Annotated in this window: 16 protein-coding genes and 2 pseudogenes; 6 read left to right on the top strand and 12 right to left on the bottom strand. The window is 54.1% G+C overall.

Going from position 1 to position 23,544, the window contains the following annotated elements; translation table 11 throughout:
- Positions 1–152: 152 nt before the first annotated feature.
- The 3 genes and pseudogenes from N4599_RS08330 (at position 153) to N4599_RS08320 (ending at position 2,537) form a co-directional block, all read left to right on the top strand.
- Entirely contained in the window at positions 153–362 is a 210-nt protein-coding gene (locus N4599_RS08330; RefSeq protein WP_062813110.1) for a FeoA family protein, read from the top strand.
- A pseudogene (gene feoB / locus N4599_RS08325) lies at positions 362–2,350 on the top strand (ferrous iron transport protein B). Before N4599_RS08330 ends, feoB begins: the two are co-directional and overlap by 1 nt.
- A 13-nt stretch (positions 2,351–2,363) precedes the next feature.
- The gene (locus N4599_RS08320; RefSeq protein ID WP_003713940.1) at positions 2,364–2,537 is read left to right on the top strand and encodes a hypothetical protein; all 174 of its coding nucleotides are present in this window, start codon (positions 2,364–2,366) and stop codon (positions 2,535–2,537) included.
- Positions 2,538–2,588: 51 nt separating this feature from the next.
- Here N4599_RS08320 and N4599_RS08315 read toward each other — a convergent pair whose 3' ends face one another.
- From N4599_RS08315 to trpS, 6 genes are all read right to left on the bottom strand, one after another.
- Complete coding sequence (locus N4599_RS08315; protein WP_191363609.1) at positions 2,589–3,572, bottom strand: aldo/keto reductase; 984 nt, start codon at positions 3,570–3,572, stop codon at positions 2,589–2,591.
- Between the two features lie 281 nt (positions 3,573–3,853).
- Entirely contained in the window at positions 3,854–4,555 is a 702-nt protein-coding gene (locus N4599_RS08310; protein WP_260899043.1) for an NAD-dependent protein deacylase, read from the bottom strand.
- A 4-nt stretch (positions 4,556–4,559) separates the two neighbouring features.
- The gene (locus N4599_RS08305; protein WP_260899042.1) at positions 4,560–5,519 is read right to left on the bottom strand and encodes an IpaB/EvcA family protein; all 960 of its coding nucleotides are present in this window, start codon (positions 5,517–5,519) and stop codon (positions 4,560–4,562) included.
- 4 nt (positions 5,520–5,523) lie between these two features.
- Positions 5,524–6,777, bottom strand: coding sequence for a hydroxymethylglutaryl-CoA reductase, degradative (locus N4599_RS08300; protein ID WP_062812579.1), 1,254 nt, complete (start codon positions 6,775–6,777; stop codon positions 5,524–5,526).
- Complete coding sequence (locus N4599_RS08295; protein ID WP_003712004.1) at positions 6,770–7,705, bottom strand: Ppx/GppA family phosphatase; 936 nt, start codon at positions 7,703–7,705, stop codon at positions 6,770–6,772. The genes N4599_RS08300 and N4599_RS08295 overlap by 8 nt, the downstream gene beginning before the upstream one ends.
- Positions 7,706–7,867: 162 nt before the next feature.
- Positions 7,868–8,890, bottom strand: coding sequence for a tryptophan--tRNA ligase (trpS, locus tag N4599_RS08290; RefSeq protein WP_260899038.1), 1,023 nt, complete (start codon positions 8,888–8,890; stop codon positions 7,868–7,870).
- A 293-nt stretch (positions 8,891–9,183) separates the two neighbouring features.
- Between trpS and N4599_RS08285 the strand changes: the two genes are divergently transcribed.
- Positions 9,184–10,701 (top strand): Y-family DNA polymerase, encoded by a 1,518-nt coding sequence (locus tag N4599_RS08285; protein WP_191363647.1) that lies wholly within the window; start codon positions 9,184–9,186, stop codon positions 10,699–10,701.
- Positions 10,701–11,150, top strand: a complete 450-nt coding sequence (locus N4599_RS08280) for a YolD-like family protein (protein ID WP_260899036.1) — start codon at positions 10,701–10,703, stop codon at positions 11,148–11,150. The genes N4599_RS08285 and N4599_RS08280 overlap by 1 nt, the downstream gene beginning before the upstream one ends.
- A 40-nt stretch (positions 11,151–11,190) precedes the next feature.
- Here N4599_RS08280 and N4599_RS08275 read toward each other — a convergent pair.
- Together N4599_RS08275 and N4599_RS08270 are read right to left on the bottom strand one after the other, a co-directional pair.
- Positions 11,191–14,943, bottom strand: a pseudogene (locus N4599_RS08275) (acyl-CoA dehydratase activase-related protein); the annotation flags it as partial.
- A 30-nt stretch (positions 14,944–14,973) separates the two neighbouring features.
- Complete coding sequence (locus N4599_RS08270) at positions 14,974–17,193, bottom strand: alpha-galactosidase (RefSeq protein WP_062812575.1); 2,220 nt, start codon at positions 17,191–17,193, stop codon at positions 14,974–14,976.
- A 207-nt stretch (positions 17,194–17,400) separates the two neighbouring features.
- Between N4599_RS08270 and N4599_RS08265 the strand changes: the two genes are divergently transcribed.
- On the top strand, positions 17,401–18,231 hold the full coding sequence (locus N4599_RS08265; protein WP_191363604.1) for an AraC family transcriptional regulator: 831 nt from the start codon (positions 17,401–17,403) through the stop codon (positions 18,229–18,231).
- Positions 18,232–18,280: 49 nt separating this feature from the next.
- Here N4599_RS08265 and N4599_RS08260 read toward each other — a convergent pair whose 3' ends face one another.
- From N4599_RS08260 to N4599_RS08245, 4 genes are all read right to left on the bottom strand, one after another.
- A complete protein-coding gene (locus tag N4599_RS08260; protein ID WP_419719945.1) occupies positions 18,281–19,129 on the bottom strand; it encodes an alpha/beta hydrolase in 849 nt (282 codons plus the stop codon).
- Between the two features lie 125 nt (positions 19,130–19,254).
- The gene (ndk, locus tag N4599_RS08255) at positions 19,255–19,716 is read right to left on the bottom strand and encodes a nucleoside-diphosphate kinase (protein WP_260899034.1); all 462 of its coding nucleotides are present in this window, start codon (positions 19,714–19,716) and stop codon (positions 19,255–19,257) included.
- A 68-nt stretch (positions 19,717–19,784) separates the two neighbouring features.
- Positions 19,785–22,100 carry an RNA polymerase recycling motor HelD gene (helD, locus tag N4599_RS08250; protein ID WP_260899033.1) on the bottom strand — a complete coding sequence of 772 codons (2,316 nt, stop codon included), beginning with the start codon at positions 22,098–22,100 and terminating at the stop codon, positions 19,785–19,787.
- 114 nt (positions 22,101–22,214) lie between these two features.
- The gene (locus tag N4599_RS08245; RefSeq protein ID WP_260899030.1) at positions 22,215–23,387 is read right to left on the bottom strand and encodes a cation:proton antiporter; all 1,173 of its coding nucleotides are present in this window, start codon (positions 23,385–23,387) and stop codon (positions 22,215–22,217) included.
- Positions 23,388–23,544 lie beyond the last annotated feature (157 nt).

The raw sequence follows: 23,544 nt of genomic DNA, 5'->3' as shown, positions 1-23,544 counted from the left end.
TTAAAAATAATACAATTCTATTATAAACCGAATATTTTTAGATTAAAACTTAACATTCGATTATTTTTCAACCGCTTACACGGTAGTATAATGGAGATGTAATAATTGGCTTTTTTATATAGTATTGGAATAATGGATTGTGAGGAAGTAATATGATCAATCACCAATATGTATTGCAATCATTTAGTTGTTTGAGCCGGCCAACTGCGAGTCGCCTTCATAATATGGGCCTGTGTGAGGGCTGCTCTATCAAAGTTATCCAGCGGTACCCCTTCCATGGTCCGGTCATCATTGAGAATAACCACCAGCGAATCGGGATTCGTTATCGTGATTTTGCCGCCCTAACGGAGGTTGAGGCGTAATGACAAGCATTGCCCTGATTGGCAACCCGAATACTGGTAAAACGACCCTCTTTAATTCCCTTACCGATAAGTACGCCGTTGTGGGTAACTGGACCGGGGTAACCGTCGATAAAAAGGTGGGAACACTCAAGCACTCGAACATCGAGGTGGTTGACCTTCCCGGGGCCTATTCCCTCAACCCCTTAACCAAGGATGAGGCGGTCGTTGCCAAGTACCTGCTAACCAACCGCCCAGACTTGATTTTAAACATCACCAACGCGAGCCAGCTCAAACGCAACCTCCTCCTCACCATCGAGGTCCTAGAACGGGGACTGCCGCTCGTTTTAATTCTTAACATGATCGATGATCTCCGCCGCAGCGGCCAGTCCTACGACCTTGCTCTAATTAGTCAGCGGCTCGGCTGCAAAGTTCTCACGACTAACGCCCGCGGCCACCAGGGGATCAAGGAGCTGCACCAGCAAATCACTGACTACCAGGAAGTGCCTGCACCCAAGCTCCGACTGGATTACCCGCCGATGCTTCAGTAGGCCATTCGGCAAGCGGCAGAAGCCCTTGAAGCCGACTTCGACTACCCCGCCACCGTGGCCCGCTGGCTAGCAATCCAATTTATCGACCAGAACAAGGCCATTCAGGAGTATGCAAGCAACCACCAGTTGACCCCGCTGACCAGTCAGGCAAAGTACTATGATGCCCAAAAGTTTGCCGACCAGATCTACAACACCCGGTTAGCCTTTATCGAAAGTCTGCTCCACGACGCCCAGCAGCAGGCCGCCAAAACGGACAGTGGTCAGTTAACCGCGAAAATCGATCAGGTTGTTACCAACCCGGTTCTGGGGCTCCCAATCTTTGCAGGAATTTTCTACCTAATGTTTAAACTCTCGTTCGAGTGGGTGGGGACCCCCTTATCAGACGCCCTCGACTGGTTCCTGTCCGTCCCGGTTTCCAACACCGTCGACCACTGGCTGCTCCAATTGGGCGCCATGGCGCCCCTGCGTTCGCTGATTGTGAACGGGCTGATCGCCGGAGTCGGCGGGGTCCTCGCCTTTATTCCCCAAATTTTCACCCTCTTCGCCTGTATCTCGCTGCTGGAAGACTCAGGGTATATGGCCCGGGCAGCCTTGGTAACCGACCGCTTGATGCAGATGATCGGGCTAAACGGCAAGTCCTTCATCCCGCTGATTATCGGCTTCGGTTGTAACGTGACCGGCATTATGGCGGCCCGGACGATTGAACAGCCAAAGGAGCGGCTGGTGACAACGCTAATCATGCCATTCATGAGCTGCTCGGCCCGGTTGCCGATTTACGGCCTGGTGGTGGCGGCCTTCTTCCCGCACCACCAGGCCCTGGTTGCCCTGTCCATTTACTTCTTGGGGATCGTGGTGGCCCTCCTGGTCGCGAAATTGTACCAGCTGCTGTTCCGCGTTAAGGAGCGGTCGGTGTTTATCATCGAGCTGCCCGAATACCACCTGCCCCGCTTCGACGTGATCTGGCACGGAACCTGGGACAAGGGCAAGGGCTTTATCAAGAAAGCCGGGACCATTATCTTCGCCGGCACGGTTCTCATCTGGCTGCTGTCCAGCTTCGGCCCGACCGGTTTCGTCACGGATTCTACCCGGAGCTTTGCGGCGGCGCTCGGTCACGGCCTTGTTCCATTCTTCCGTCCACTGGGAATCGTCCAGTGGCAGGCAATTAGCGCCCTCTTTACCGGGGTCCTTGCAAAGGAGGTCATTACGTCCAGCATGATGGTTATGTTCCACACCAGCAGCAAGGCCGTCCTCATCGCGGTGCTGGGACAGTTCATGACCCCGGTCGCGGCGTACTCCCTCCTGGCCTTTATCCTTCTCTATATCCCATGTTTTGCGACATTGGCAACGATTAAAGAAGAAACGGGTTCGTTCAAGTGGGTCCTTTTCGCCGTTGTTTCAGGGTTAGCAATCGCCTACTGCACATCGTTTCTAATTTTCCAAATTGGCTTACTCATCTTTTAGGAGGCTTGCCTCAATGCAATTATTATTAAACCTATTAATCATCCTCGCAATTATCAGCTGGGCCGTCGTTATCATCATCCGGACTTTTCGCAAAGTGAAGGTCGGCGGCAAGTGCGCTGCCTGTGACTACGACTGCGCGGTCAAGAAGCTCAAAGACCAACATGACCGCCATTTATTGCAGCATTAGCAAAGACACCGGATAAATCCGCAGATTTATCCGGTGTCTTTTTACGTTATCCTAATCAGGGTCCTTTAACGACTTACCACTCTTGTTGGCCTTAAAATCCGCAAAGGCCGTCTCAATCGTCTGATACTCTTCGGCTGTTAGCTGAATGTTCATTGCCTGGGCATTGCTGATTACCTGGTCAGCCCGCTTGGCGCCCGGGATAACGGCAGTAATCAGCTGATTCTGCAGGTACCAAGCCAAAATCGTCTGGGCAACCGTTGCTCCGTGCCGGTCAGCAATCGGCCGGACCTGGTCAACTGCCGCAAGAATTTTACCATAGCGGGGCTGCTTGAAGTCGGCAATCTGACTCCGGATATCGTCCGCCGGGAAACTGACGTCCTGAACATACTTCCCGGTTAATAGTCCTGAAGCTAACGGGAAGTAAGGAACAAAGCTAATCTGGTGGTCCCGAAGGTAGTCCAGCATTCCCTCCGTCAAATGATCCTGGTGGAGCAGACTGAATTCATCTTCTACTACGTCCACGTAGCCATCCGCATTGGCCTCCTTGATTTGGTCCAGGTTAAAGTTCGAGATCCCGATCGCACGAATCTTGCCGGCTTCACGCAGACGTTGCAAGGCACCAACCGCTTCAGCCTTCGGCGTATCATGGTCAGGGAAATGGAGATAGTAAATGTCAATATAGTCCACCCCAAGGCGTTTCAAGCTCTGGTCGACCTGCTGGGTTATGAAGTCAGGGTCGTTGCGGATAACTTCCCGTCCGGTCGAAAAGTCATGGGCCCCCTTCGTTGCAATCACCAGCTCTTCCCGCCGGTGGTCCTTGACTACCTGTCCCACGAGCTGTTCCGAGTGCCCCAGGCCGTAGACATAGGCCGTGTCCAAGAGGTTGATTCCGTTAGCGATAGCGGCGTCAACGAGCTTGCGCCCCGCCCCATCATCCAGGCCAGGGAAAAGGTTGTAGCCCCCGACCGCATTCGTTCCTAAGCCAAGCGGGTTCGCCACCACGGCCGACTTGCCGAATTGTACTGCCTTTACCATATTAGTACCTCCTTAACTAGAAAACGTTTTCATTTCATGGTGTAATTATAGCGTGAACTGACCACGCTGAGAAGCAGCAAGGATTAATTTAATAAAAAATAAAGGGAGCGTGACAGAAGTCATTTATGACTTCGTCTTCACGCCCCCGCAAGCACAAAGAGGGCTTCAGAGTTCGGCTTTGCCGAGCACTGAAGCCCCTTTGTGTACTGCGCTGTTCGCTTTTTATTAAAGTAATTGGGCTTATGTCACAGCCCCTTTATTTTTAGCGAAAGTAATCGCTTCTATTTAACTTTTAATTCCGCAAAGAACTTCGTCGCGTCCTCCTGCACCATCTCAAAGTCAAAAGAGAAGTGTAGCTCTTGACGGTTAATTGCGACCACCTTTGCGTTTGGATTCCGGTATTCGAGCAGGCCGGCAAAAGGGTAAACCTTCATCGAGGTGCCGACAATTACCACCAGGTCTGCCGCTTGCATGGCCTTGACCGCGTTAATGATGTTTTGCTGCTTGATCCCCTCGTCGTAGAGGACAATGTCAGGACGCAAGGGACCGCCATCCTTAGCGTGAATCCGGCTCTTGAGGTAGTCTGCTACCGGAACGGTCTCCCCGCACTTCTCACAGTAAACGTGGTAAAGATTACCATGAAAGTCAATCAAGTGCTTGGTCCCCGTCTCTTCGTAGAGGTTGTCAATATTCTGGGTAATTACTGTTGCCCGATCCTGCTGGGTCAGTGCCGCCTGCTTTTCGTGAATAACGTTGGGTTTGGCATCCGGAAAGTACAAATTCTTTTTGCAAAATTCATAGAAGCCGTCCGGATCACTGGCAAAGTAGCGGTGGCTGAGGTAATACTCCGCGTTCCGGTTTTGGGTGTATAGGCCGTTCGCTGAACGAAAGTCCGGAATTCCTGAGGCAGTCGACACCCCAGCTCCGGTTAGGAAGACAATGTGTTTGGCATCATCAAAGGCCGTTTGAATCGTCGTTTCCATCAAATCACTTCCTTACGATGTACGGAATACTGTGCTCTTCCAAAAACTTCTTGACTGGCTGGGCATAAATGCGTTTGAATTCTTCCGGTGATTCCGGGTTGGGCGCCGGCATCGTGAAGGAGTTCTGCCCATCACTCCGCCGAATGCCAACGTAAGCCCGCTTGCTGGTTCCCCGTTCCTTCATGTCGGAGTGGTAGATTTCAAAGACCTGGCGCAGGCTCAACCGCAACTGCCGGTCGCTCAGAACTGGTGACAGGGTCGTGTACTCGTTGTTATGGAGGGCCGGCAGTCCCCAGTCCTGCATCTGCTGGTCAAAGAGGGAATAGATTTTCACGATTGACCGGCGCATGTCAAACGGCGATTGAATCGGCTTGGCCGCAATTTCCCGATAAATTTTCTGGGCCGCCGCCAGGGCCGTGGGGTACTTCTCTTGCAGTGCCGCCTCGTATTGAGAGAAGTGGTCGCCATAAAAGACTAACGCATCCAGGAGGGTCAGTAAGCGAAGAGTCTTTTCCTCGTCGTCCGCACCGCCCTCGGGCGTCAGCGTGTGCTCAATCCCCCTGAGGTATTCTGCCTCCACCTGGTCATTGATCAGGCCGTGCTTCCGCTGCTCAGCCACTACCACCCGGTGAATAGCAACGTTATAGAGGTCAGTCGACATAATCATCATCTGCTCATCCAACTGCTGATCCCCCAACGAAAGCTGGAAGAAAATCTGTGGGAAGCCCCGCAGCAGCATCAGGAGGTGGAGCAGCTCATGGGAAGCCGTGTAGTTTGGTTCTGTCAGATCGGTGACGATAATAAACAAGCCGCCGGGCAAAGTCTTTTGGGTTGCCTGGTCGTGCCGAACGTAGCCGGACTTTTCACCATGAAACTGAACAAACACGCTGCCTTCAGGATAAAGGTCGTTAACCTGCTTTAGTAGCTCCTGGTTGGCCGCGTTTAACTTGATTTCTTCGCTCATGCCATTAATCCTTTCTAATCTCGTCTAATAATTGTTTAGCAAGTGACTGATCCACGTGCTTTCGCTGGGTCAGCATTTTTACTAGCACGGGAACTTCAGCGGAACTAGCACCGACACTGATGGCTAGGGACCGGTACTGTAACTTCATGTGCCCGGCCTGAATGCCAGAACTTGCCAGCGCCCGGAGCGCAGCCAGGTTCTGGGCCAAACCAACACTGGCAGTTACCGCCGCTAGTTCTTCGGCCGTTTGAATACCGCTGATCTGGTAGTTGGCCTTGGTCAGCGGGTTCAGGCCAATTGAGCCCCCTACCACGCCGACCGGCAACGGGAGCGTCAGGTGGCCCACCAGTTGACCTTCAGCCAGCTGCCAGGTACTCAGTCCATGGTACTGGCCGTCACGGCTAGCATAGGCATGGGCGCCCGCTTCGATAGCCCGCCAGTCGTTGCCGCTGGCAAGCATTACCGCGTCAATTCCGTTCATAATGCCCTTATTATGGGTTGCCGCACGGTAGGGGTCGGCCTGGGCCAGGTCACTAAGGGCCGCGATTCGTTCCGCCACCTTCTGACCCGCCATCGTCTTGGTCGCTAGGTTGGCAAAATCAATCCGGCAGTCGACCGCTTGCAAGCTCTCCGTGGCGTAGTTGCTCAAGATGGCCGTCAACACGTTAAAGCCCTGCTGACGCAAATAGTGGCCGACCGCTTCTGCCATCGTATTAACACTGTTAGCCCCCATTGCTTGGCAGACATCAACCAGTAAATCCACGCTGATGAAACCGCCCGGCGTCCGCAAACGAAGCTCCTTTGCTCCGCCACCACGCCGCTGCATCGACGGGTGGGCTGCGTTAGCCACCGCCAACAGCTCGTCCTGGTGGGCGTGTAGCCAGTCCAAGAGCGTTGCCCGTTCATTTACCGGCGCCTGGAGGACCACCTGCCCGACCAACAGCCGCCGTTGTCGGGGAGCGGTAAAGCCCCCACTCCGGGCCACACGCTGGGCACCATTGCTGGCCGCCGCGATTACCGAGGGCTCCTCGATTGCCATTGGTACCTGGTAATGGCGACCATTCACCAGGAGGTTAAGTGCTAATCCCTCTGGGACCGGATAATCTGTCAGGTAGTTTTCCACCAGCTGGTTGCCGAGCGCTGAGGCGTTAGTAGTCAAAAGCGCCGTGACCGACGAAGGCAGGCGGAGCGCTTGGGCTAACCGCTCCCGCCGCTCGGCCGCGGTCAATTTATAAAAGCCGTGCTGCCAATCATTCATGATGCTGCTTCCTTTGGTTGACATATTCGGTAATGATCCCTTCCCGAACACCACTCTCAGAGAAGATCACCCGGCCATCACTGTTCCGTTCGAGGAGGCTGATCAACGGGAGCATCCCCCCAACGATAATGTCGGCCCGCTCCGGTTCTAAGCCGGGCATCTTCTTGCGCTGGGCCAGGTTACGGTTCAGCAATTCCCGGTAGGTCGCGTAAACCGCGCGCGAACTCAACTGGTAACCGTGAATCGACCGTCGATGGTGACGGTGGTGGTAGGACCAGGCCATCCGGGCCAGGGTCCGGTTAGCCCCGCCCAAGAGAACAATCGGGCACCGAGTCGCGTACCGCAGCCAGGGAATCTTCTTTAACCGGTCACTCATTGCTACCTGGGCCCGGAAAAGGTCCGCTGACCGTACGTAGCCATTTAAGTGAAACTGTTCGGATAGGTTGACTGCCCCTACCGGGATTGAAATCATGTTCCGAGCCCGGCGCTGTTGCACCAGGACCAGTTCGCAACTCGCGCCACCAACATCTAAAATCAAACAGTGGTTTAGCTTCAGGGTCCGCACTACCCCTAAGTAATCGTAATAGGCCTCTTTTTTACCCGACAGGACCTGGAGCTGGATGCCAACTTCCCGTTCAACCCGCTCAAGGAACTCCTGACGGTTACGGGCCTGGCGAACCGCCGCCGTAGTAATTGCCCGGACCTTGACACCGGGAACACTTTGGTAGAGCTGCTTAAAGCGTTTGAGGGCTTCGATTGTCCGCTGCATTGCGGGCTCCTGGAGCATTTTCTCACGGCCCATGCCCTCTGATAACCGGGTATTTTCCTTTACCCGCTTAATTTCCCGAAACCGGCCATCCGGAGCCACTTCTGTGATTGCCATGCGCGCCGAGTTAGAGCCGAGGTCAACAATTGCGAGGTTTTCCACTATTTTCACCTCCGCTACTTCAATTTAATTCTAAAAAACTATCCCCTTTATGTTACCATGTTCCGTTCCGTGAAACACTAATTGTTCCCGGCATCACGAAATTTTATTTGACCTAAAAACCGACTCCCGTGGACAACGGGAGCCGGCAACTTTAATTTGAAATTAACCGAAGTAGTTGATGCCGATGGCGTCGCGGACTTCTTTCAGTGTCTGGTTAGCGACCTCATTGGCCCGGGCAGAGCCTTCCTGAAGGATTTGATCCACGTAGTCAATGTTAGCGGCGTACTGTTCCCGCCGTTCCCGGATTGGCTTTAATTCCGCCTGGAGGACATCATTTAAGTAGCGCTTGATCTTCACGTCGCCAAGGCCACCTGCCTGGTACTGTTCCTTGAGCTTAGCCACCTGTTCCTTATCCGGGTCGAAGATGTCCAGGTAGGTGAAGACCGTGTTGCCTTCCACGTGACCCGGGTCGGAAACCTTAATGTGGGTCGGGTCGGTGTACATTGACATGACCTTCTTCTGGATGATGTCTTCATCGTCCGACAAGTAGATGGCGTTCCCCAACGACTTGCTCATCTTGGCGTTGCCATCGAGGCCCGGAATCCGCCCTTCACCCTTTGGCGGGAAGACACCCTCGGGCTCTACCAGGATATCCTGCTGGTAAATCCGGTTAAAGGTCCGAACGATTTCCCGGGTCTGTTCCAGCATCGGCTCCTGGTCATCGCCGACCGGGACCGTGTCAGCTTTAAAGGCCGTGATATCGGCCGCTTGGCTGACCGGGTAGATTAAGAAACCCGCCGGGACACTTTCGCCAAACTTTTTCTGCTGGATTTCCGTCTTGACAGTCGGGTTCCGCTTCAGCCGGGAAACGGTCACCAGGTTCAGGTAGTGCATCGTCAGCTCACTGAGGGCTGGAATCTGGGATTGGACGAAAATGGTCGACTGCTGTGGGTCAATTCCCACCGCCAGGTAATCCAAAGCCACTTCATGCAGGGAGCGGCGGATTTTCTCCGGATCACGAGCGTTATCAGTTAGGGCCTGCTGGTCGGCAATCATGATATAGGTATCATACTTACCGGTGTTCTGCAAAGCCACCCGGTTCTTTAAGGAACCAACATAGTGACCGATATGCAGCTTCCCCGTTGGCCGATCGCCTGTTAAAATTACGTGTTTCTTTTCCGTCATCGTCATTTCCTCCTTAACTAAAAGCGCCCCATTAGCCGTGAAACTAATAGGACGCTTACGCGCGGTGCCACCTAAATTGCAATTGCTTGCCGCTTTAATTACTATTCAAAAGATAAAACCCAGTTCGCACCCCGGGGACCTTTTCACCTGCCGTCCCTCGCTAAAACTCGTGCTACTTAATGCTTATATTTTAGCCGCTTCTCGGCAAAAAGGCAAGTCAGCGGCACAAACACTTGTTCCCGTCGGTGGTTTTTCGTATAATGTATAGGTGAAATCATGAAAGGAGGAGTCCTATCGTGGCCCGGACATACTTAGCGATTGATCTCAAATCATTTTACGCCTCCGCCGAGTGCGCGGCGCACCATCTGAACCCCCTGACTACCAACCTAGTAGTAGCAGATGAATCCCGCACGAGCAAAACCATCTGCCTGGCCGTTTCCCCAGCCCTCAAACGCTTCGGGGTCCCCGGCCGGCCCCGGCTTTTTGAGGTCGAGCAAATCGTCGAACGGTTGAACCGGGAGCGGGCTAAGCAGGCGCCCGACCACCGTCTGACCAAGTTTAAGTCGGTCTACCGGCCCCAGCTGCTTCGCAACCCCCGCTTGCAGATCGGCTTTAAGATTGTTCCACCCCGGATGACCTTCTACCTGCAAAAGAGCGCTGAGATTTACGAAATTTACCTGCGCTACCTGCCGCCGGAGATGATTCATCCCTACTCGATCGATGAGGTCTTGATGGACGTCACGGACTACTTGCAGGAGCACCATGTTTCCGCCCACGCCCTCGCTAAGGAAATCATCCAGACAATCCAGCTCGAGACCAAAATCACCGCCACGGCCGGGATCGGTACTAACCTCTACCTGGCTAAAGTAGCGATGGACATCGTCGCCAAGCGGATCCCGGCTGATGAAGACGGCGTCCGGATTGCGCAAATGGACGAATCATCATACCGCCGTTACCTCTGGGCCCACGAACCGCTGACCGACTTCTGGCGGATCGGCCGGGGTTACGCCAAGCGGTTGAATAAGCTCGGCCTGCACACGATGGGTGATGTTGCCCGGTGCTCGCTTGGCAAACTCTCAGACCCCTTAAACGAGGAGGTCCTCTACCGGGAGTTCGGCAAGAATGCCGAACTAATCATCGACCACGCCTGGGGTTATGAGTCCGCCACAATGGCTGACATCAAAAACTACCGTTCCGACCACCATGGCATCTACTCCAGCATCGTCCTCCCCAAGCCTTACCAGTACCAGGAAGGACGGCTGGTTGTCCGGGAAATGGTTGACATGCTCAGCCTCCAGATGGTCAAGCGGGACCTGGTCGCGGACCGTTTTTCGCTCACCATCAACTACGACGTCCAGAGCCTCCACCAGGGCCGCAGTTTCCACGGGGCCACCGTCACCGACTTTTATGGTCGGGAGGTTCCGCACCCGGCACACGACGCCTTTAGTCTTCCCTTACCGACTGCTTCCCCTCGTGAACTAACCAGCCACTTTCTAACTTCCTTCCAAGGCAAGGTCAACCCGGACCTCCTCATCCGCCGCGTGACCGTGACGGCCAACAACCTCGTTAAACAGGCGGTGGCAGCGCAAATGACCCACAGCGAACAGCTCGACCTCTTCACTAATCCCCATCAGCACGTTGCCGAGGCAGTCGCCAAACAGGAACAGCGGCAGCGGGATCAGCAGGTGCAGAAGATGATCCTGCGCTTGCAAGACCAGTTCGGGAAGAACTCAATCATTCGGGCGGCCGACTTGAAGGACGGTGCTGTCGCCAGGAAACGCAACAAGGAGATTGGAGGCCACCAGGCATAATGGACCAGCAGCAATGGGAAGCAGAACAAAAGCAATTTAACGATACGAGCCGCTACCAGGATATTATGGACGTTCCCCGCCACGTCTCCCGGGCCCACCTGCCAATGCCCCAGGTCGACCGGGCCGGTCAGTTCGCCCCCTTCGCCGCCCTGACCGGCTATAAGGAGCTCCTTGATAAGACGGCAAAACGCTACGCTAACAAGGATTACCTGAGTCGTTCCCAACTAGCGGCCCTCACCAAGAAAATCCAAGCCCTGGCAGCCCAACGTCCCTGGCCGCAAGTAAAGCTGACCTACTTTAACGGTGCCAGCGGCTACTATGAAAGCTACACCGGCCAGCTGGTTGCCGTTGACTGGCGCCGGCAGCGGCTTCGTTTTCGCGATGGCAAGTCCGTGGTCATCCGCAATTTGAAGGAAATTAGGAAAAGCAAAACGCCGAAAAAACGATGACTAAGACCGTTTTTCGGCGTTTTCGCTACCCTACAACCATTCAGCTTTGCTTGACACTCTCCTGAGCCAGCCCTTTCTTGGCAGTTGCCATCATCAAGCGAATCCGGTTCAGCTGGTTAACCACCGACGCACCGGGATCGTAGTCAATCGGCATCAGGTTGGCGCCCTTATACTCACGGCGCAGCTCCTTGAGCATCCCCTTGCCGACGATGTGGTTCGGCAGACAACCAAACGGCTGCATGCAGACGATGTTGTTAACACCGGAGCGGAGGAGTTCCACCATTTCTGCCGGCAGGAACCAGCCCTCCCCGGTCATGTTACCGAGCGACAGTACCGGCTCGGCCCCGGCGACGACATCTTCCCACGGCGTAATCCCTTCGAACCGGTCTGAAGCCCGCAGCGCCTCATCCATTGGCTTCTCGGCCTGCCGAATCAGCTTCAGCAGGACCTCCGCAAAGATTTCCGAGCTCTTTTTGGCGCCCAGGTGGCGGTGACGGTAGACCTGGTTATAGAGGGAGTAGTTCATGAAGCCCACGATGTCGGGAACCACCGTTTCGGCCCCCTCGGCTTCGATGGTCCCGACAATGTCGTTATTGGTAATCGGCGAATATTTAACGAGAATTTCACCGACAACGCCGACCTTTGGCTTGACCACGGCACGTTGCGGAACCGTGTCAAAGTCATGGACAATTGCCGCCACGTTGCGTTTAAACTCCTTGAAACTGCCATTCTCAACGTTGGGCCGGACCCGTTTAAGCCAGTCCTCATACAGGGCGTTGACCTGGCCCTTCTCCACCTCGTAGGGCCGGGTATGGTAAACCAGTCTTTCAAAGAGGTCTTCGTACAGGAAGGCAATTGAGACCCGCTTAACCAGTGGCAGGGTAAAGGTAAAGCCCGGTGTTGTCTCGACCCCCTGGTTGCCGAGCGAGATTGAAACTACCGGAACCTGACCAAAGCCGGCGTCCTTCAAGGCCTTTCGAATCAGCGGCACATAGTTGGTTGCCCGGCAGCCGCCCCCGGTTTGGCTCATCATCACCGCGGTATGGTCGAGGTCGTACTTCCCGCTTTGCAGGGCCTCAACCATTTGCCCAATCGAAATAATTGCCGGGTAACAGGCATCGTTGTTGACGAAGCGGGTGCCCACGTCGACCGAGCGCCGGTCCTGGATTGGCAAGTTGACCACGTTGTAGCCGGAAGCCCGCAGTGCTACGTCCACTAGCTTGTGCTGGTGGATTGGCGACAGCATCGGCAGAAGCAGGGTGTACTTTTGCCTCTTCATTTCTTTCGTAAATTTGACCGGTGCCGGATTATCGTAGAGCTTTTCCGGCCGGACTTGCTTCTCAGTTCGTTCTTTGATGGCCGCTTTGAGGAACCGAATCCGAATTCGGATTGCCCCCAGGTTGTCACCCTCGTCAATTTTAAGACAGGTGTAGAGGCGGTTGTATTGGTTCATAATTTCTTCGACCTGGTCGGTATCGATTGCGTCAAGCCCACAGCCAAAGGAGTTCAGCTGGACGAATTCCAGTTCCGGCGTCTTGGCCGCAATCCGGGCCGCAGCGTACAGGCGGGAGTGGTAAGACCACTGGTTGACCACCCGCAGGCCGCGAACGTCCCCCAAGTGGGCAATCGAATCTTCCGTCAGGACGTGGAAACCAGCCGCGGCGATCATCTGGGAAATCCCGTGATTAATCATCGGGTCGAGGTGGTAAGGCCGCCCCGCAAGGACAATCCCGTGTTCCCCCTTCTGCTTGAGCATCACTAGGGTATCCTCACCCCAGTTGCGGACTTTCTGGTGGAAAGCCGCTAGTTCCTGGTAGCCAGCTTCCAGCGCCGTCCAGACTTCCTGCTTGGTGACGCCCAGGTCCTTGAAACACTCGTAAAGGTTCGCCGCCGTCGACTGGTGGTCCGCCAGGTTGAGGAAGGGGTCGCGGAAATCAACCTGGCCGTTCCGGATTTCGTCGACGTTATTGCGGATGACTTCGGGGTAGGACTGAACAATCGGGCAGTTGAAGTGGTTATTGGCCGCCTTCTTCTCCTGCAGCTCGTAAACCACCGCCGGGTAGAAAATCCAGTCGACGTGGCGGTTGGCAATTAAGGCCGCAATGTGACCGTGAACGTTTTTGGCCGGGTAGCAGACCGTGTCGGACGGAATCGTTTCCATCCCCTTGTCATACTGCTCCTTGCTGCCCTTCGGCGACAGGATGGTCCGGAAGCCCAACTCCTTAAAGAAGGTCGCCCACAGCGGGTAGTCTTCATACATATTGAGGACCCGGGGCAGGCCAATCGTCCCGTGTTTGGCCGGTTTGCCGCGGAGCGGGCGGTACTTAAAGAGCTCCTTGTACTTGCGCTCGACCAGGTTGACCTTGCCGTTATTCCGCGGGTGCTGCCCGTGCAGGTGTAGGGCCCGGGCTTCTCCCCGTTCGCACCGGTTCCCCGTCACGAACTTGCGCCCGTCGTTAAAGATCGTCAGGGTCAGTTCACAGTTATTGGCACAGCCGCCGCAATGCATGTACTCCTTGTCAAAGGACAGGTTGGCCATTTCCTTTACCGACAGCAAGCTGGTCCGGTCACCGGCCTGGTAGTTCTTTTCCGCAATCAGGGCCGCGCCGTACGCCCCCATCAGGCCAGCGATGTTCGGCCGGACCACGTTGACGCCCGCAATCTTTTCGAAGGCCCGCAAGACGGCATCGTTGTAGAAGGTTCCACCCTGGCACACAATGTGGTCACCCAATTCGTCGGCACTCCGCATCTTAATGACCTTAAAGAGGGCGTTCTTGATAATGGAGAAGGACAGGCCGGCGGAAATGTCGCCAATCGTGGCCCCCTCCTTTTACACCTGCTTGACCTTCGAGTTCATAAAGACCGTGCAACGGGAGCCAAGGTCAGCCGGGTGCCTTGCCAGGAGAGCCGCCTGGGCGAATTCGCGGATGTCGTACTTCAGGCCCGTCGCGAAGGTTTCCAGGAAGGACCCACAGCCGGATGAACAGGCCTCATTCAGCTTGATGTCCGCCAGGGCGCCGTTCTTGACCGTCATCGCCTTCATATCCTGACCACCAATATCCAGGATAGAGTCAACGTCCGGCTGGAAGTAGTGCGCCGCCTGGTAGTGGGCCACCGTCTCCACTTCGCCTAGGTCAACATTGAGGGCGTTTTTGATCAGGTGCTCCCCGTAGCCGGTTACGCAGGCTTTGCCAATCCGGACGTCTGCTGGCATCTTCTCCTGCAAATCGCTGAGCATCTGCTTGACCTTCGCCAGGGGGTCGCCGTCGTTGTTATCATATTCGGTAAACAACAGCTTGTGGTCGGCTGACATCAGGACGATTTTGGTAGTCGTGGACCCCGCGTCAATCCCCAGAAAGGCCGTCCCGTGGTAGTCAGCCAGGTTGCCGGCTTCGACCCGGTCTTGGGCGTGCCGCTGGCGAAAGGCGGCCAGTTGGTCTTCATTTTCAAAGAGCGGCGCCAACGAGTGGGACGGGGCCAAGGCGGACGCGTCGCCATTCTCCAGCCGGTCCAGCAGGATGATCAGGGTCAACTCCGGCTGATCGGCCGCATACAGGGCCGCCCCCTGGGCCACGAAGAGTTGCGGGCTTGCCGGGAAGATCACTTCTTCGTCCGTCAGGTGGAGGGTTTTAATGAAGCGCTGGCGAAGCTGGTCCATGAAGTAGAGGGGGCCACCCAGAAAGGCAACATTCCCGCTGATCTTATGCCCTGCCGCCAGACCGGAAATGGTTTGGTTGACCACAGCTTGGAAAATACTAGCAGCAATGTCTTCTTTGCGGGCCCCATCGTTGATTTTTCTCAATTTCTTTGTGAAACCAGCTTCTTATGCTTCCTTGACCACGAAGAGGCGGCTGCTAAAGTCGGACGGGTCCTTCTCTGGCTTCGTCCGGTCCATAATCCGCGGGACAAAGTAGCCGGCGGTCATTAACTCAGCACCGGAGAACTTCTCCTGGCTGTCATTGACCATGTACTGCTTTTCTGGATCCAAGCCGGCAAAGTAAACCCGGATATAGGCTGGGTTGGCTCCATTGAGGATCTGGAAACGGGCCGCGATCGCCATAGTACGGTCGTCATTGACCACTTCCCAACCGTAAACGTTATCGCTAACCGTGTCCGGATTTTCCAGCCGGTAAAACCGCCCAAACTGGAAGAGGCGCCGGTATTGCTTGTAAAAGGCCACCTGGTCTTTGATTTCCGCCAACTGGTCGGCCGGCAGTTTCGTGATATCCAGTTCGTAACCAAAGTCCCCGAAGTAAGCTACTGCGGCCCGGGTGGCCAAGGAAGTCAAGCGGCCCACCTGGTCATTCGGCACGGCCGAAACGTGGGCGCCCCACATCGACTGCTGATAACCATAAGAAGTCCCGCCCTGGATTTTGATCCGTTCCACCGCATCAGTATCGTCACTGCACCAGGCTTGCGGTGCGTAGTACATCATACCAAGGTCAAAACGGCCACCACCGGAGGCACAGGATTCAAAGAGAACCTTTGGGAAAGCCCGCGTCAACCGGGAGTAGAGCTGGTAAACACCAAGGATGTAGCGGTGGGCAAACTCCAATTGCCGGTCGGCTGGCAGCTGAGCCCCGTACATTTCGGTAATGTTCCGGTTCATGTCCCACTTGATATAGTCCAGCTGGGTCTTCTTGATAATCGCGCTGATGTGGTCAACCAGGTAATCAACTACCTCGGTCCGCGTCATGTCAAGGACATACTGGTTCCGTGCTGGCGTACTCTGCCGGCCCGGCGTGGCAATCATCCAGTCTGGATGGTCCTCATAGAGCTTGCTATCAATTGAAATCATTTCCGGTTCAAACCAGAGGCCGAACTTCATCCCCCGGTCGTGCACCTTCTGGGCAAAGCCGTCGATTCCGTGGGCGAACTTCTTCTCATCAACGAACCAGTCACCCAGACTAGACTTGTCATCGTCCCGGTGACCAAACCACCCGTCATCCAACACGAACATTTCAATGCCGAGCTTGTGTGCCTCGTCGACAATTGGCATCAGCTTCTCCTCAGTGAAGTCCATGAAAGTGGCTTCCCAGTTGTTAATCAGGATTGGCCGCTCCTGGCGAGCAAAGTGCGGGTTGATCAGGTGGTCCTGGTAGAAGTCCGCCAGTTGGTGACTCAGTTGGTTAAAACCAGCGCTGGTGTATGTCATGACCGCTTCCGGTGTCTGGAAACTTTCGCCGTCCGCTAAGTGCCAGCCGAATTCATCCGGGTTGATTCCAACCAGCACCCGGGTCGTGTCAAACTGGTCCACTTCCACGGAGTCGATGAAGTTGCCGGAGTAAATAAAGTTGAAGCCGAAGACACCACCCTGGTTGTTGTCGGTGTGCGGCCGAGCCAGCATAAAGAACGGGTTGTGCTGGTGGCTGGAAGCAGTCCGCAAGCTGCTGATGCTCTGCACGCCGGAGCGTAATGGTGTCCGGCTTAGGTGCCGTTCCCGCGCCCAGCTCCCATCGAATTGCACCATGTCATAATTGCTGTCCGGCAGGTCTAGCTGAGCACTCAGGGCCCGGTTAAGGACGATTGCGTCGCCGTGGTTGGTAAAGGTAGCGCTCCGGACAATCACGTCTTCCTTGTCAAAAGCCGTGTAGTGCAGGGTCAGCATAACGTCGGCGTAGCTATCCCGGAATTCGATGTCTAGGGTCTGGGCGTCGTCCCCCTGGTCATCAAAGCTGGATGGCAGGTCGGCTAGTCGCTGTTTGCCATTCGTAATCTTGAAGCCAGCGTACTTGAATTCTGACGTCCGGGAACCGTCATGGTAGGTAATCTGGTAGGCCGGGTAGCGGTAGTCGCCCTTGCCGAGGCCCGCATACTCCTGCTTGATCAGTTCGAGTTGGAAATCGGGCTGGTCAACAGTCAGGGTGTTGGTACAATCATGTTCTTCGCGGCTCGCCAGGTTTTCATAAGCCCGCTTCACCGGAATACGGGGACCATAGTATAGTTGACCTGCGTCCCCATTTTCCAGAATTTTGAAAATATAACTGGTCTTGGCCGTTTGCAAGTGAAATAGTTTTTGTTCCTCATTGACGTGGATACTCATTTTGAATAACCCCTTTTTATTCAGTTTTTTGAATCCGCTTACAGTGAATATTATATTAAAACAGCCACGGTCAATCCATAGCAATTTGGCCTCATTCATGGCAAAATGATTGTAAGAACATTTTGCCATGTACCAATCATCATTATTGGTGTATTCAATTTTCCTCGTTATTTTTATAAATCATATTAACAGGAGGCCGCAATTATTATGGATAATGATTTTAAGAATCTGGATAACAACCGTCTGGAAAGCAACATCCTCTTTATCGGCCAGGATAGTTGTCCGCCGAATTACTTTTTCCGGGGTAATAACGTCCGCAGCAATTACGTCCTGCACTACATTCTCGACGGCCAAGGTACCTTTTCATCCGCTAACCGCCCCGCCGTTAGTCTCAAGCAAGGGGACGTTTTCCTCCTGCCTAAAGACGTTCCCTGCTTTTACCAGGCGGACGGCGAACACCCCTGGACCTACCTCTGGATTGGCTTTGCCGGGGCCAAAATCAAAGCAATGCTCGACGGGTCGAAACTCAGCAGTCAACGCTACTTACGCCAAGTACAGGATAGTCAGTTCAGCCACTACTTAAAACTCCTCTACACGACCCTCAAGCATGATAATTCCCTGGCAAACGACATTCTCACCGAGGCGCTGACCTACCAAATGTTTTACCAGCTAGTCACGGAATTTCCCGGGAAATCTTCTCAGACGGGTAGCAAGGCCCAGAAGCACCTCCAGCTGGCCCAAAGTTATTTAGAGCAAAACTACCGGCATAGCACGTGCACAGTCGCCAGTCTCTGTGACCACCTGGGACTCTCCCGCAGCTACCTCTACACCATTTTTAAAAAGGGGCTGACCATTTCCCCGCAAGACTACCTTATCCGGTTACGGATGGAAGAAGCCCGGCAGCGATTGCGGGGTTCGACCGAACCGGTCCGCCAAATTGCCGGTGAGGTTGGCTACCATGATGAATTCACCTTTTCCAAGGCCTTCAAACGGTACACCGGCTTTAGTCCCAGCGCCTACCGGCAGACAAGATATTAAATAATAAAACCCGGATTGCTCGCTGGCGATTCGGGTTTTATTATTTTTCCTAAAGAAACTTAATCAGTGCCCGGTCAACGGCTGGATTGCTGTGGAGCTTGGAGTGCTGGGCGTTCTTACCGTGGAACACCTTAACTTGGTATGATTTAGCCCGGCTAGCCACCAGGTACTTGAGGCTAAGCGATGACACATTGGGAACCGTCCCATCAGTGCCATGCCCAGTATCACCAACAATATCCAGTACGGCAACCTGGCCCTGCGGATAAACCTGCCGGACCTTAGTCATTCCCCGGTAAGTTGCGTTCATCTTATTGGGCTTGCCATCCTTGGCTAACTTTAGTCTTTGGGGTTGGCGAATCGCGGCAGGAAGCCCAGCAAAGTTTAAGCCCGCAAAGTGCCCCGCAATATCAACCTGCTTTTGCAACTGGGGCACCCGGGGATTTCGCCCGTTTTGCAACTCATAATAGATAATCGAAATATTTCCCAGGGAATGACCTACCATGTTAACCTTCTTAATCCCGTACCGTTGCTGCAGGACACGGACCACGTTTCCAGCCCACTCTCCATGTTTTTGAAAGTCAAGTTGGCGGTTGTTTTGGTAGTTAACCTCAACAATCGGGTTAATGGCATGCCGCTGCATTGTCCCGTGCAGGGTTACCTGGCCGCTCTTGCTAACGTCGGCCCGGAGAACCGTTTTGGTAACCCCCGCCTTCTTAGCGGCGTTAACCATGTGTTCCTCGGCATGGTAAGAGGAGCCGCCACCATGAAAGAAGAGGGTTGGCGTCGTCGACTGAATAAAGCGACTGGTTCGCCGCTGGCTATACCAGGCGAAGGCACCGATCACGACCAGCGCCGCAATCACCAAGGCAGCTGCCCACCGCTGCGTATTCTTATTCAATTCACTCACTCCTTTATGACTTTTCCTGCTCCTGCAAGCGAAAACAGGCCTTCAGAGCTCGCTTTTACCGAGCTTTGGAGGCCTTGTTATTCGCTTTTATTTTATTACCATCTCACTATTAGATGTTAGTCGCTCAAATGGGCCTTACGCGCCTGTTCAATGTCAAATTCTGGGAACCAGATGCCGATTTCATGGTTAGCACTCTCCACCGTATCTGACGTGTGAATGATGTTCCGCAGGTTGCCATCCGGCCATTCCCGGCCGTAGTCACCACGGATCGTTCCCCATTCAGCCTCACCAGGGTTAGTTGCCCCCGCCATGTTGTGAATGGCTTGAATAACATTAGTCCCGGAAACAACAATCCCAACGATTGGGCCTTCCGTCATATATTCCAACAGCTCTGGGAAGAAAGGCTTATCAACCTTGTCAGCATAGTGCTGGCGCAGCTTTTCTTCGGTTGGAATAATCATCTTAAGTGCCTCAATCGTGTAGCCTTTCCGCTCGATTCGGGTAATAATATCACCAATATGGCGGGTCTTAACACCATCTGGTTTGACTAACACTAACGTATATTCATCTTTTACCATCGGGAACATCTCCTTATAAGTCACTAATGATAGCGTAACATATCGCCCATTATCATGAAAGCGTTTTATTATTTATCTGTAAATTCATGTTCGATCACCAGTTGCTGACTTGCGGCAGAATTAATCGCTCGCGTTACCGCTCCTTTGCTCAACAAAGTCAAATGGTGCATTGCCCGGGTCGCCATCGTGTAAACCATCCCGACAGCATCCACGTTCTGCAGGTTGGCGGTGGAAACATCTGCAGCGATGACCGCGTCGAACTCCAGCCCCTTAGCGAGGTACACCGGTAAAACCAGGATTCCCGCTGGCAGGTCACTATCCCGGGCGGTTAGCAGGTGCAAATCGCCCAGTTGGCGCTGGTGCAGGAAACGGTAGATTGCCTGGGCCTGCTCCCGGTTCTTAGTCAGGACCGCGACCGTTTCGTAGTCCGCTCGCTGTTGGATGATGGTTTCCACTAGGGCCTGATTAAAGCTGGCCTCGTCATACCGCACCAGCAAACGGGGCTTTTCACCATGCCGAGTAAAGGAAACGATTTGTTCGCCGTCCGGCAGCAGTGCCTTGGCAAAATCGGTAATTTCCGCGGTTGACCGGTAGCTGCGGTTAAGAGAAATCAACTGCGGGTGCTTGGCATCCAGCACCGTCCGCAGTTCCTTCAACATGGCCCCAGGGAGCTGGAGAGGCTTAAACAGGGCCTGCTCACTGTCGCCGAGCACGGTAAACTTGGCCCGGGGAAAGGCGTGGCGGAGGTAGACCAGGGTTGCCAGGGGGTAGTCTTGCATTTCATCAATAAATACGTATTGGAAGGAGCGGTTCTGACCGCTGCCAGTCATTAAATCCCGCAAGTACAATAAGGGCGCGGTGTGCATCAACTTAATCCGGTGGTACTCGATTTCATTTTGGTAGTCAGTAAGCACCCCAATCCAGTCCCGGTTGCTAATCGTTTGTGGTAGGTCCACCTGCCGCAGGAACCGTTCATACTGGTTGTAAAAGTCGATGAAATAGTTATTGTAGATGGCATCCGCAACTACCCGCAGGCGGCGCTTCGCCAGTTTACGGGCCAGGTAGGCATATTGGGCCTCTTCGTCCTTGAAATCGTCGACAGACCGTTGACCGTAGAGGCTATGCAACTGCTGAACATCTAATTCGTCAAGAGCTTTGGCAACCCAATCCTTCTTGGCCTCCTCCCGAACCCGGTGCTGAAGTTCACGAATCAGCTTGTTTTTCAGCTGGACCAGCCGGTCAGCTGCCGACAAAGAGGCCGGCAAACGCTGGTACAACTCCCGAATGTGGTCCGCACTGAAGAAGACCTGGCTGTTAAAAGTCAGGTTGGCAAACTGTACCTGGTCAACCGGCAACTGGTGAACGTACTGGCGCACCGCCGTCATCACCGTGGCACTTTCGAGAAAGTTAGCTGCCGCGTGCGCAGCCGTTGCTTCGCTTTGCCGCTCTTCATAGCGGTCAAAGAGGGTTTCTACTTGCAGCCCCTCAAAGCGGCGCCGCAAAAAGCCCGCCAACGTTACCTGCCGCATGTTCCGCTCTCCCAGACTCGGCAGGACCTCTGAGATATAGTGGCTAAAGAGGTTGTTGGGACTGAATAAAACGATTTGGTCGGCGTTCAGGTCAGCCCGGCTGTGGTAAAGCAGGTAGGCAATCCGCTGTAAAATCGCCGAGGTTTTCCCAGAACCGGCCACCCCTTGCACCAGCAAGAGGTCACTGCTCGTGTTGCGGATAATGTCATTCTGCTCCTGCTGAATCGTTGCCACGATGTTGCGCATGTACTGGTCATTTTGGGCTCCCAGCGCTGCCTGAAGGAGCTCGTCCCCTACCGTTTCATTGGTATCGAACATGTTAGTGATCCGCCCGTCTTTGATGGTGAACTGCCGCTTTTTAACCAGCTCGGTCGACTGGGTACCAGCTGGTGTTTCGTACTGCACCTTGCCCAGGGTACCGTTATAGTAAACTCCGGAGATGGGCGCCCGCCAATCATAGATCAAAAAGTCCGTCCGGTCGCTGTTCATGAGGGAGGCAGTCCCGATATACAAGCGTTCCGGTTCGTCTTCACCTGGATCAAGGATGTCGATCCGCCCAAAGTATGGGGACCCCTGAAGATTTTGCAGGGTCCGCAACTGGTGTTTGATGATGTTTTCATTTTCCGCCGCTTGAGAGACCAGCCGCCGTTGCTGTTCCAGCTCCGACCGCGATTCGGCAATATCATCGACTTCGTAGCGGTTAATCGAGGCGTTTTCGCTATAATTCTTTTCTACCGCCCGGGTTTCCTGGTGGGCTTCGTCAACCGCCTGTTCAGCCGTGGCGACCTGGCGCTTGATCTCCCGCTCGACCTGGTCCACCCGCGCTTGCTCCGCCCGTTGTTCTCCTGCTTCCATTCAAGCCCCTCTTTTCTTAATTTTTTATGACTATCCATTTTAGCATTTTATTGTCCCTAACCATAACGTTTCGCATAAATAAAAAAGAGGCGGCGTTTTCGCCTCACCCCTAAACTAATCCGCAGCTGGCGCCGTGGGTAGCTTTTTTAATGAATGCTTCAAAATAAATGGTGCTAAGACCGTCGCCAGAATAATCACGGTGATGACATCAGAATAGTACATCGACGACAGCAAGTGGGCCTCATAACCAATCTGGGCCGTAATCAGGGCCATTTCTCCCCGGGCGACCATCCCACTGCCGACAACGTAGGAACTGGTCATATTAAAGCCGGCCAGCCGGGCGCCGGCCCCACAACCGACGAGCTTCGTCAGACAGGCCAAAACAGTCATCACAATCACGAATAGCAGTGACCGCTCAATATTGTCAAAGCGCATGTTCAAACCAACGCTGACGAAGAACAGAGGAATGAACAGGGCGTAACCGATCGGTTCAAAGCTCCGGTCAATTGTTTCTTTCCGGTGGGTATTAGCGACCGCAATTCCGGCAAAGAAGGAGCCGACCGCCCCACTCAGGCCGACGTAATGGGCAATTGCGGCCATCCCCAGACAAATAATCATCGCCATGACAGACGGGGCCGCCTCGGTCAGCATATGTTCACTAACCCGCATCAGGTATGGTGCCAACCAGCGAACCAGGAGGTAGGTGCCCCCAAAGAACAGGACTTGCAGGCACAGTGCCAGCCAGAGGGGCAGACTACTGTGGGCATTGCCACCCTCGCTGTTAATAACACTGATCATGATCGACAGCATCATCACGCCGATAATGTCATCCGCTACCGCAGCACCAAGGATGGTCGCCCCCTCCCGGCTGCTCAACTGGTTAAACTCCCGCAGGACCGCCACGGAAATGCTGACGGACGTGGCCGCGAAGATGACCCCGATAAAGACCGACTCCGTTTTGGTAAAACCAAAGAAATAGCTGGCCGGGGCCATAACCAAGACCGGGATCAACGCTCCGGCCGCCGCCACGAAGAAGGCCGGTTTGAGATACTTCCGCAGCTGGGACAGGTCACTTTCGAGCCCCGCAATAAACATTAAAATAATTACCCCAATTTCCTGAAACTCATTCATCATGGCATTCAGGTGCACCCAATTGAGTACCGCCGGGCCAACGAGAATCCCTACGATAATCTGCCCAATTACCTCGGGAATCTCGATCCGCCGGCAGTAGTGCGCCACAATTTGGGTTAGCAACAGCAACCCTGCTAGGGTGGCAATAAACTCCATATCTAATCCTCCACTTGTGTATTGAAATTACCATGTCCTATCATATCATACCTTGGATTCCGAATTAACGGCGACACTCTTGATAATTAACGTTATAATAAATAATGGGGAAATGGAGGCCTTGTGACCAGTGCAAACTCTTTAACATTAAAGCTGA

It is taken from the genome of Limosilactobacillus oris, from assembly GCF_025311495.1.
GTDB classification, from domain to species: Bacteria; Bacillota; Bacilli; order Lactobacillales; family Lactobacillaceae; genus Limosilactobacillus; species Limosilactobacillus oris_A.
Note: the sequence above shows the minus strand (reverse complement) of the source record. Positions and strands in the feature narration are given on the sequence as shown.

What these genes read in the sequence shown, in the direction of transcription:
- N4599_RS08300 (WP_062812579.1), bottom strand. Translation starts at nt 6,777, where the DNA reads ATGAATGATTGGCAGCACGGCTTTTATAAATTGACCGCGGCCGAGCGG.
- N4599_RS08245 (WP_260899030.1), bottom strand. Translation starts at nt 23,387, where the DNA reads ATGGAGTTTATTGCCACCCTAGCAGGGTTGCTGTTGCTAACCCAAATT.
- ndk (WP_260899034.1), bottom strand. Translation starts at nt 19,716, where the DNA reads ATGGTAAAAGATGAATATACGTTAGTGTTAGTCAAACCAGATGGTGTT.
- N4599_RS08280 (WP_260899036.1), top strand. Translation starts at nt 10,701, where the DNA reads ATGGACCAGCAGCAATGGGAAGCAGAACAAAAGCAATTTAACGATACG.
- helD (WP_260899033.1), bottom strand. Translation starts at nt 22,100, where the DNA reads ATGGAAGCAGGAGAACAACGGGCGGAGCAAGCGCGGGTGGACCAGGTC.
- N4599_RS08305 (WP_260899042.1), bottom strand. Translation starts at nt 5,519, where the DNA reads ATGAGCGAAGAAATCAAGTTAAACGCGGCCAACCAGGAGCTACTAAAG.
- N4599_RS08320 (WP_003713940.1), top strand. Translation starts at nt 2,364, where the DNA reads ATGCAATTATTATTAAACCTATTAATCATCCTCGCAATTATCAGCTGG.
- trpS (WP_260899038.1), bottom strand. Translation starts at nt 8,890, where the DNA reads ATGACGGAAAAGAAACACGTAATTTTAACAGGCGATCGGCCAACGGGG.
- N4599_RS08270 (WP_062812575.1), bottom strand. Translation starts at nt 17,193, where the DNA reads ATGAGTATCCACGTCAATGAGGAACAAAAACTATTTCACTTGCAAACG.
- N4599_RS08330 (WP_062813110.1), top strand. Translation starts at nt 153, where the DNA reads ATGATCAATCACCAATATGTATTGCAATCATTTAGTTGTTTGAGCCGG.
- N4599_RS08310 (WP_260899043.1), bottom strand. Translation starts at nt 4,555, where the DNA reads ATGGAAACGACGATTCAAACGGCCTTTGATGATGCCAAACACATTGTC.
- N4599_RS08265 (WP_191363604.1), top strand. Translation starts at nt 17,401, where the DNA reads ATGGATAATGATTTTAAGAATCTGGATAACAACCGTCTGGAAAGCAAC.
- N4599_RS08315 (WP_191363609.1), bottom strand. Translation starts at nt 3,572, where the DNA reads ATGGTAAAGGCAGTACAATTCGGCAAGTCGGCCGTGGTGGCGAACCCG.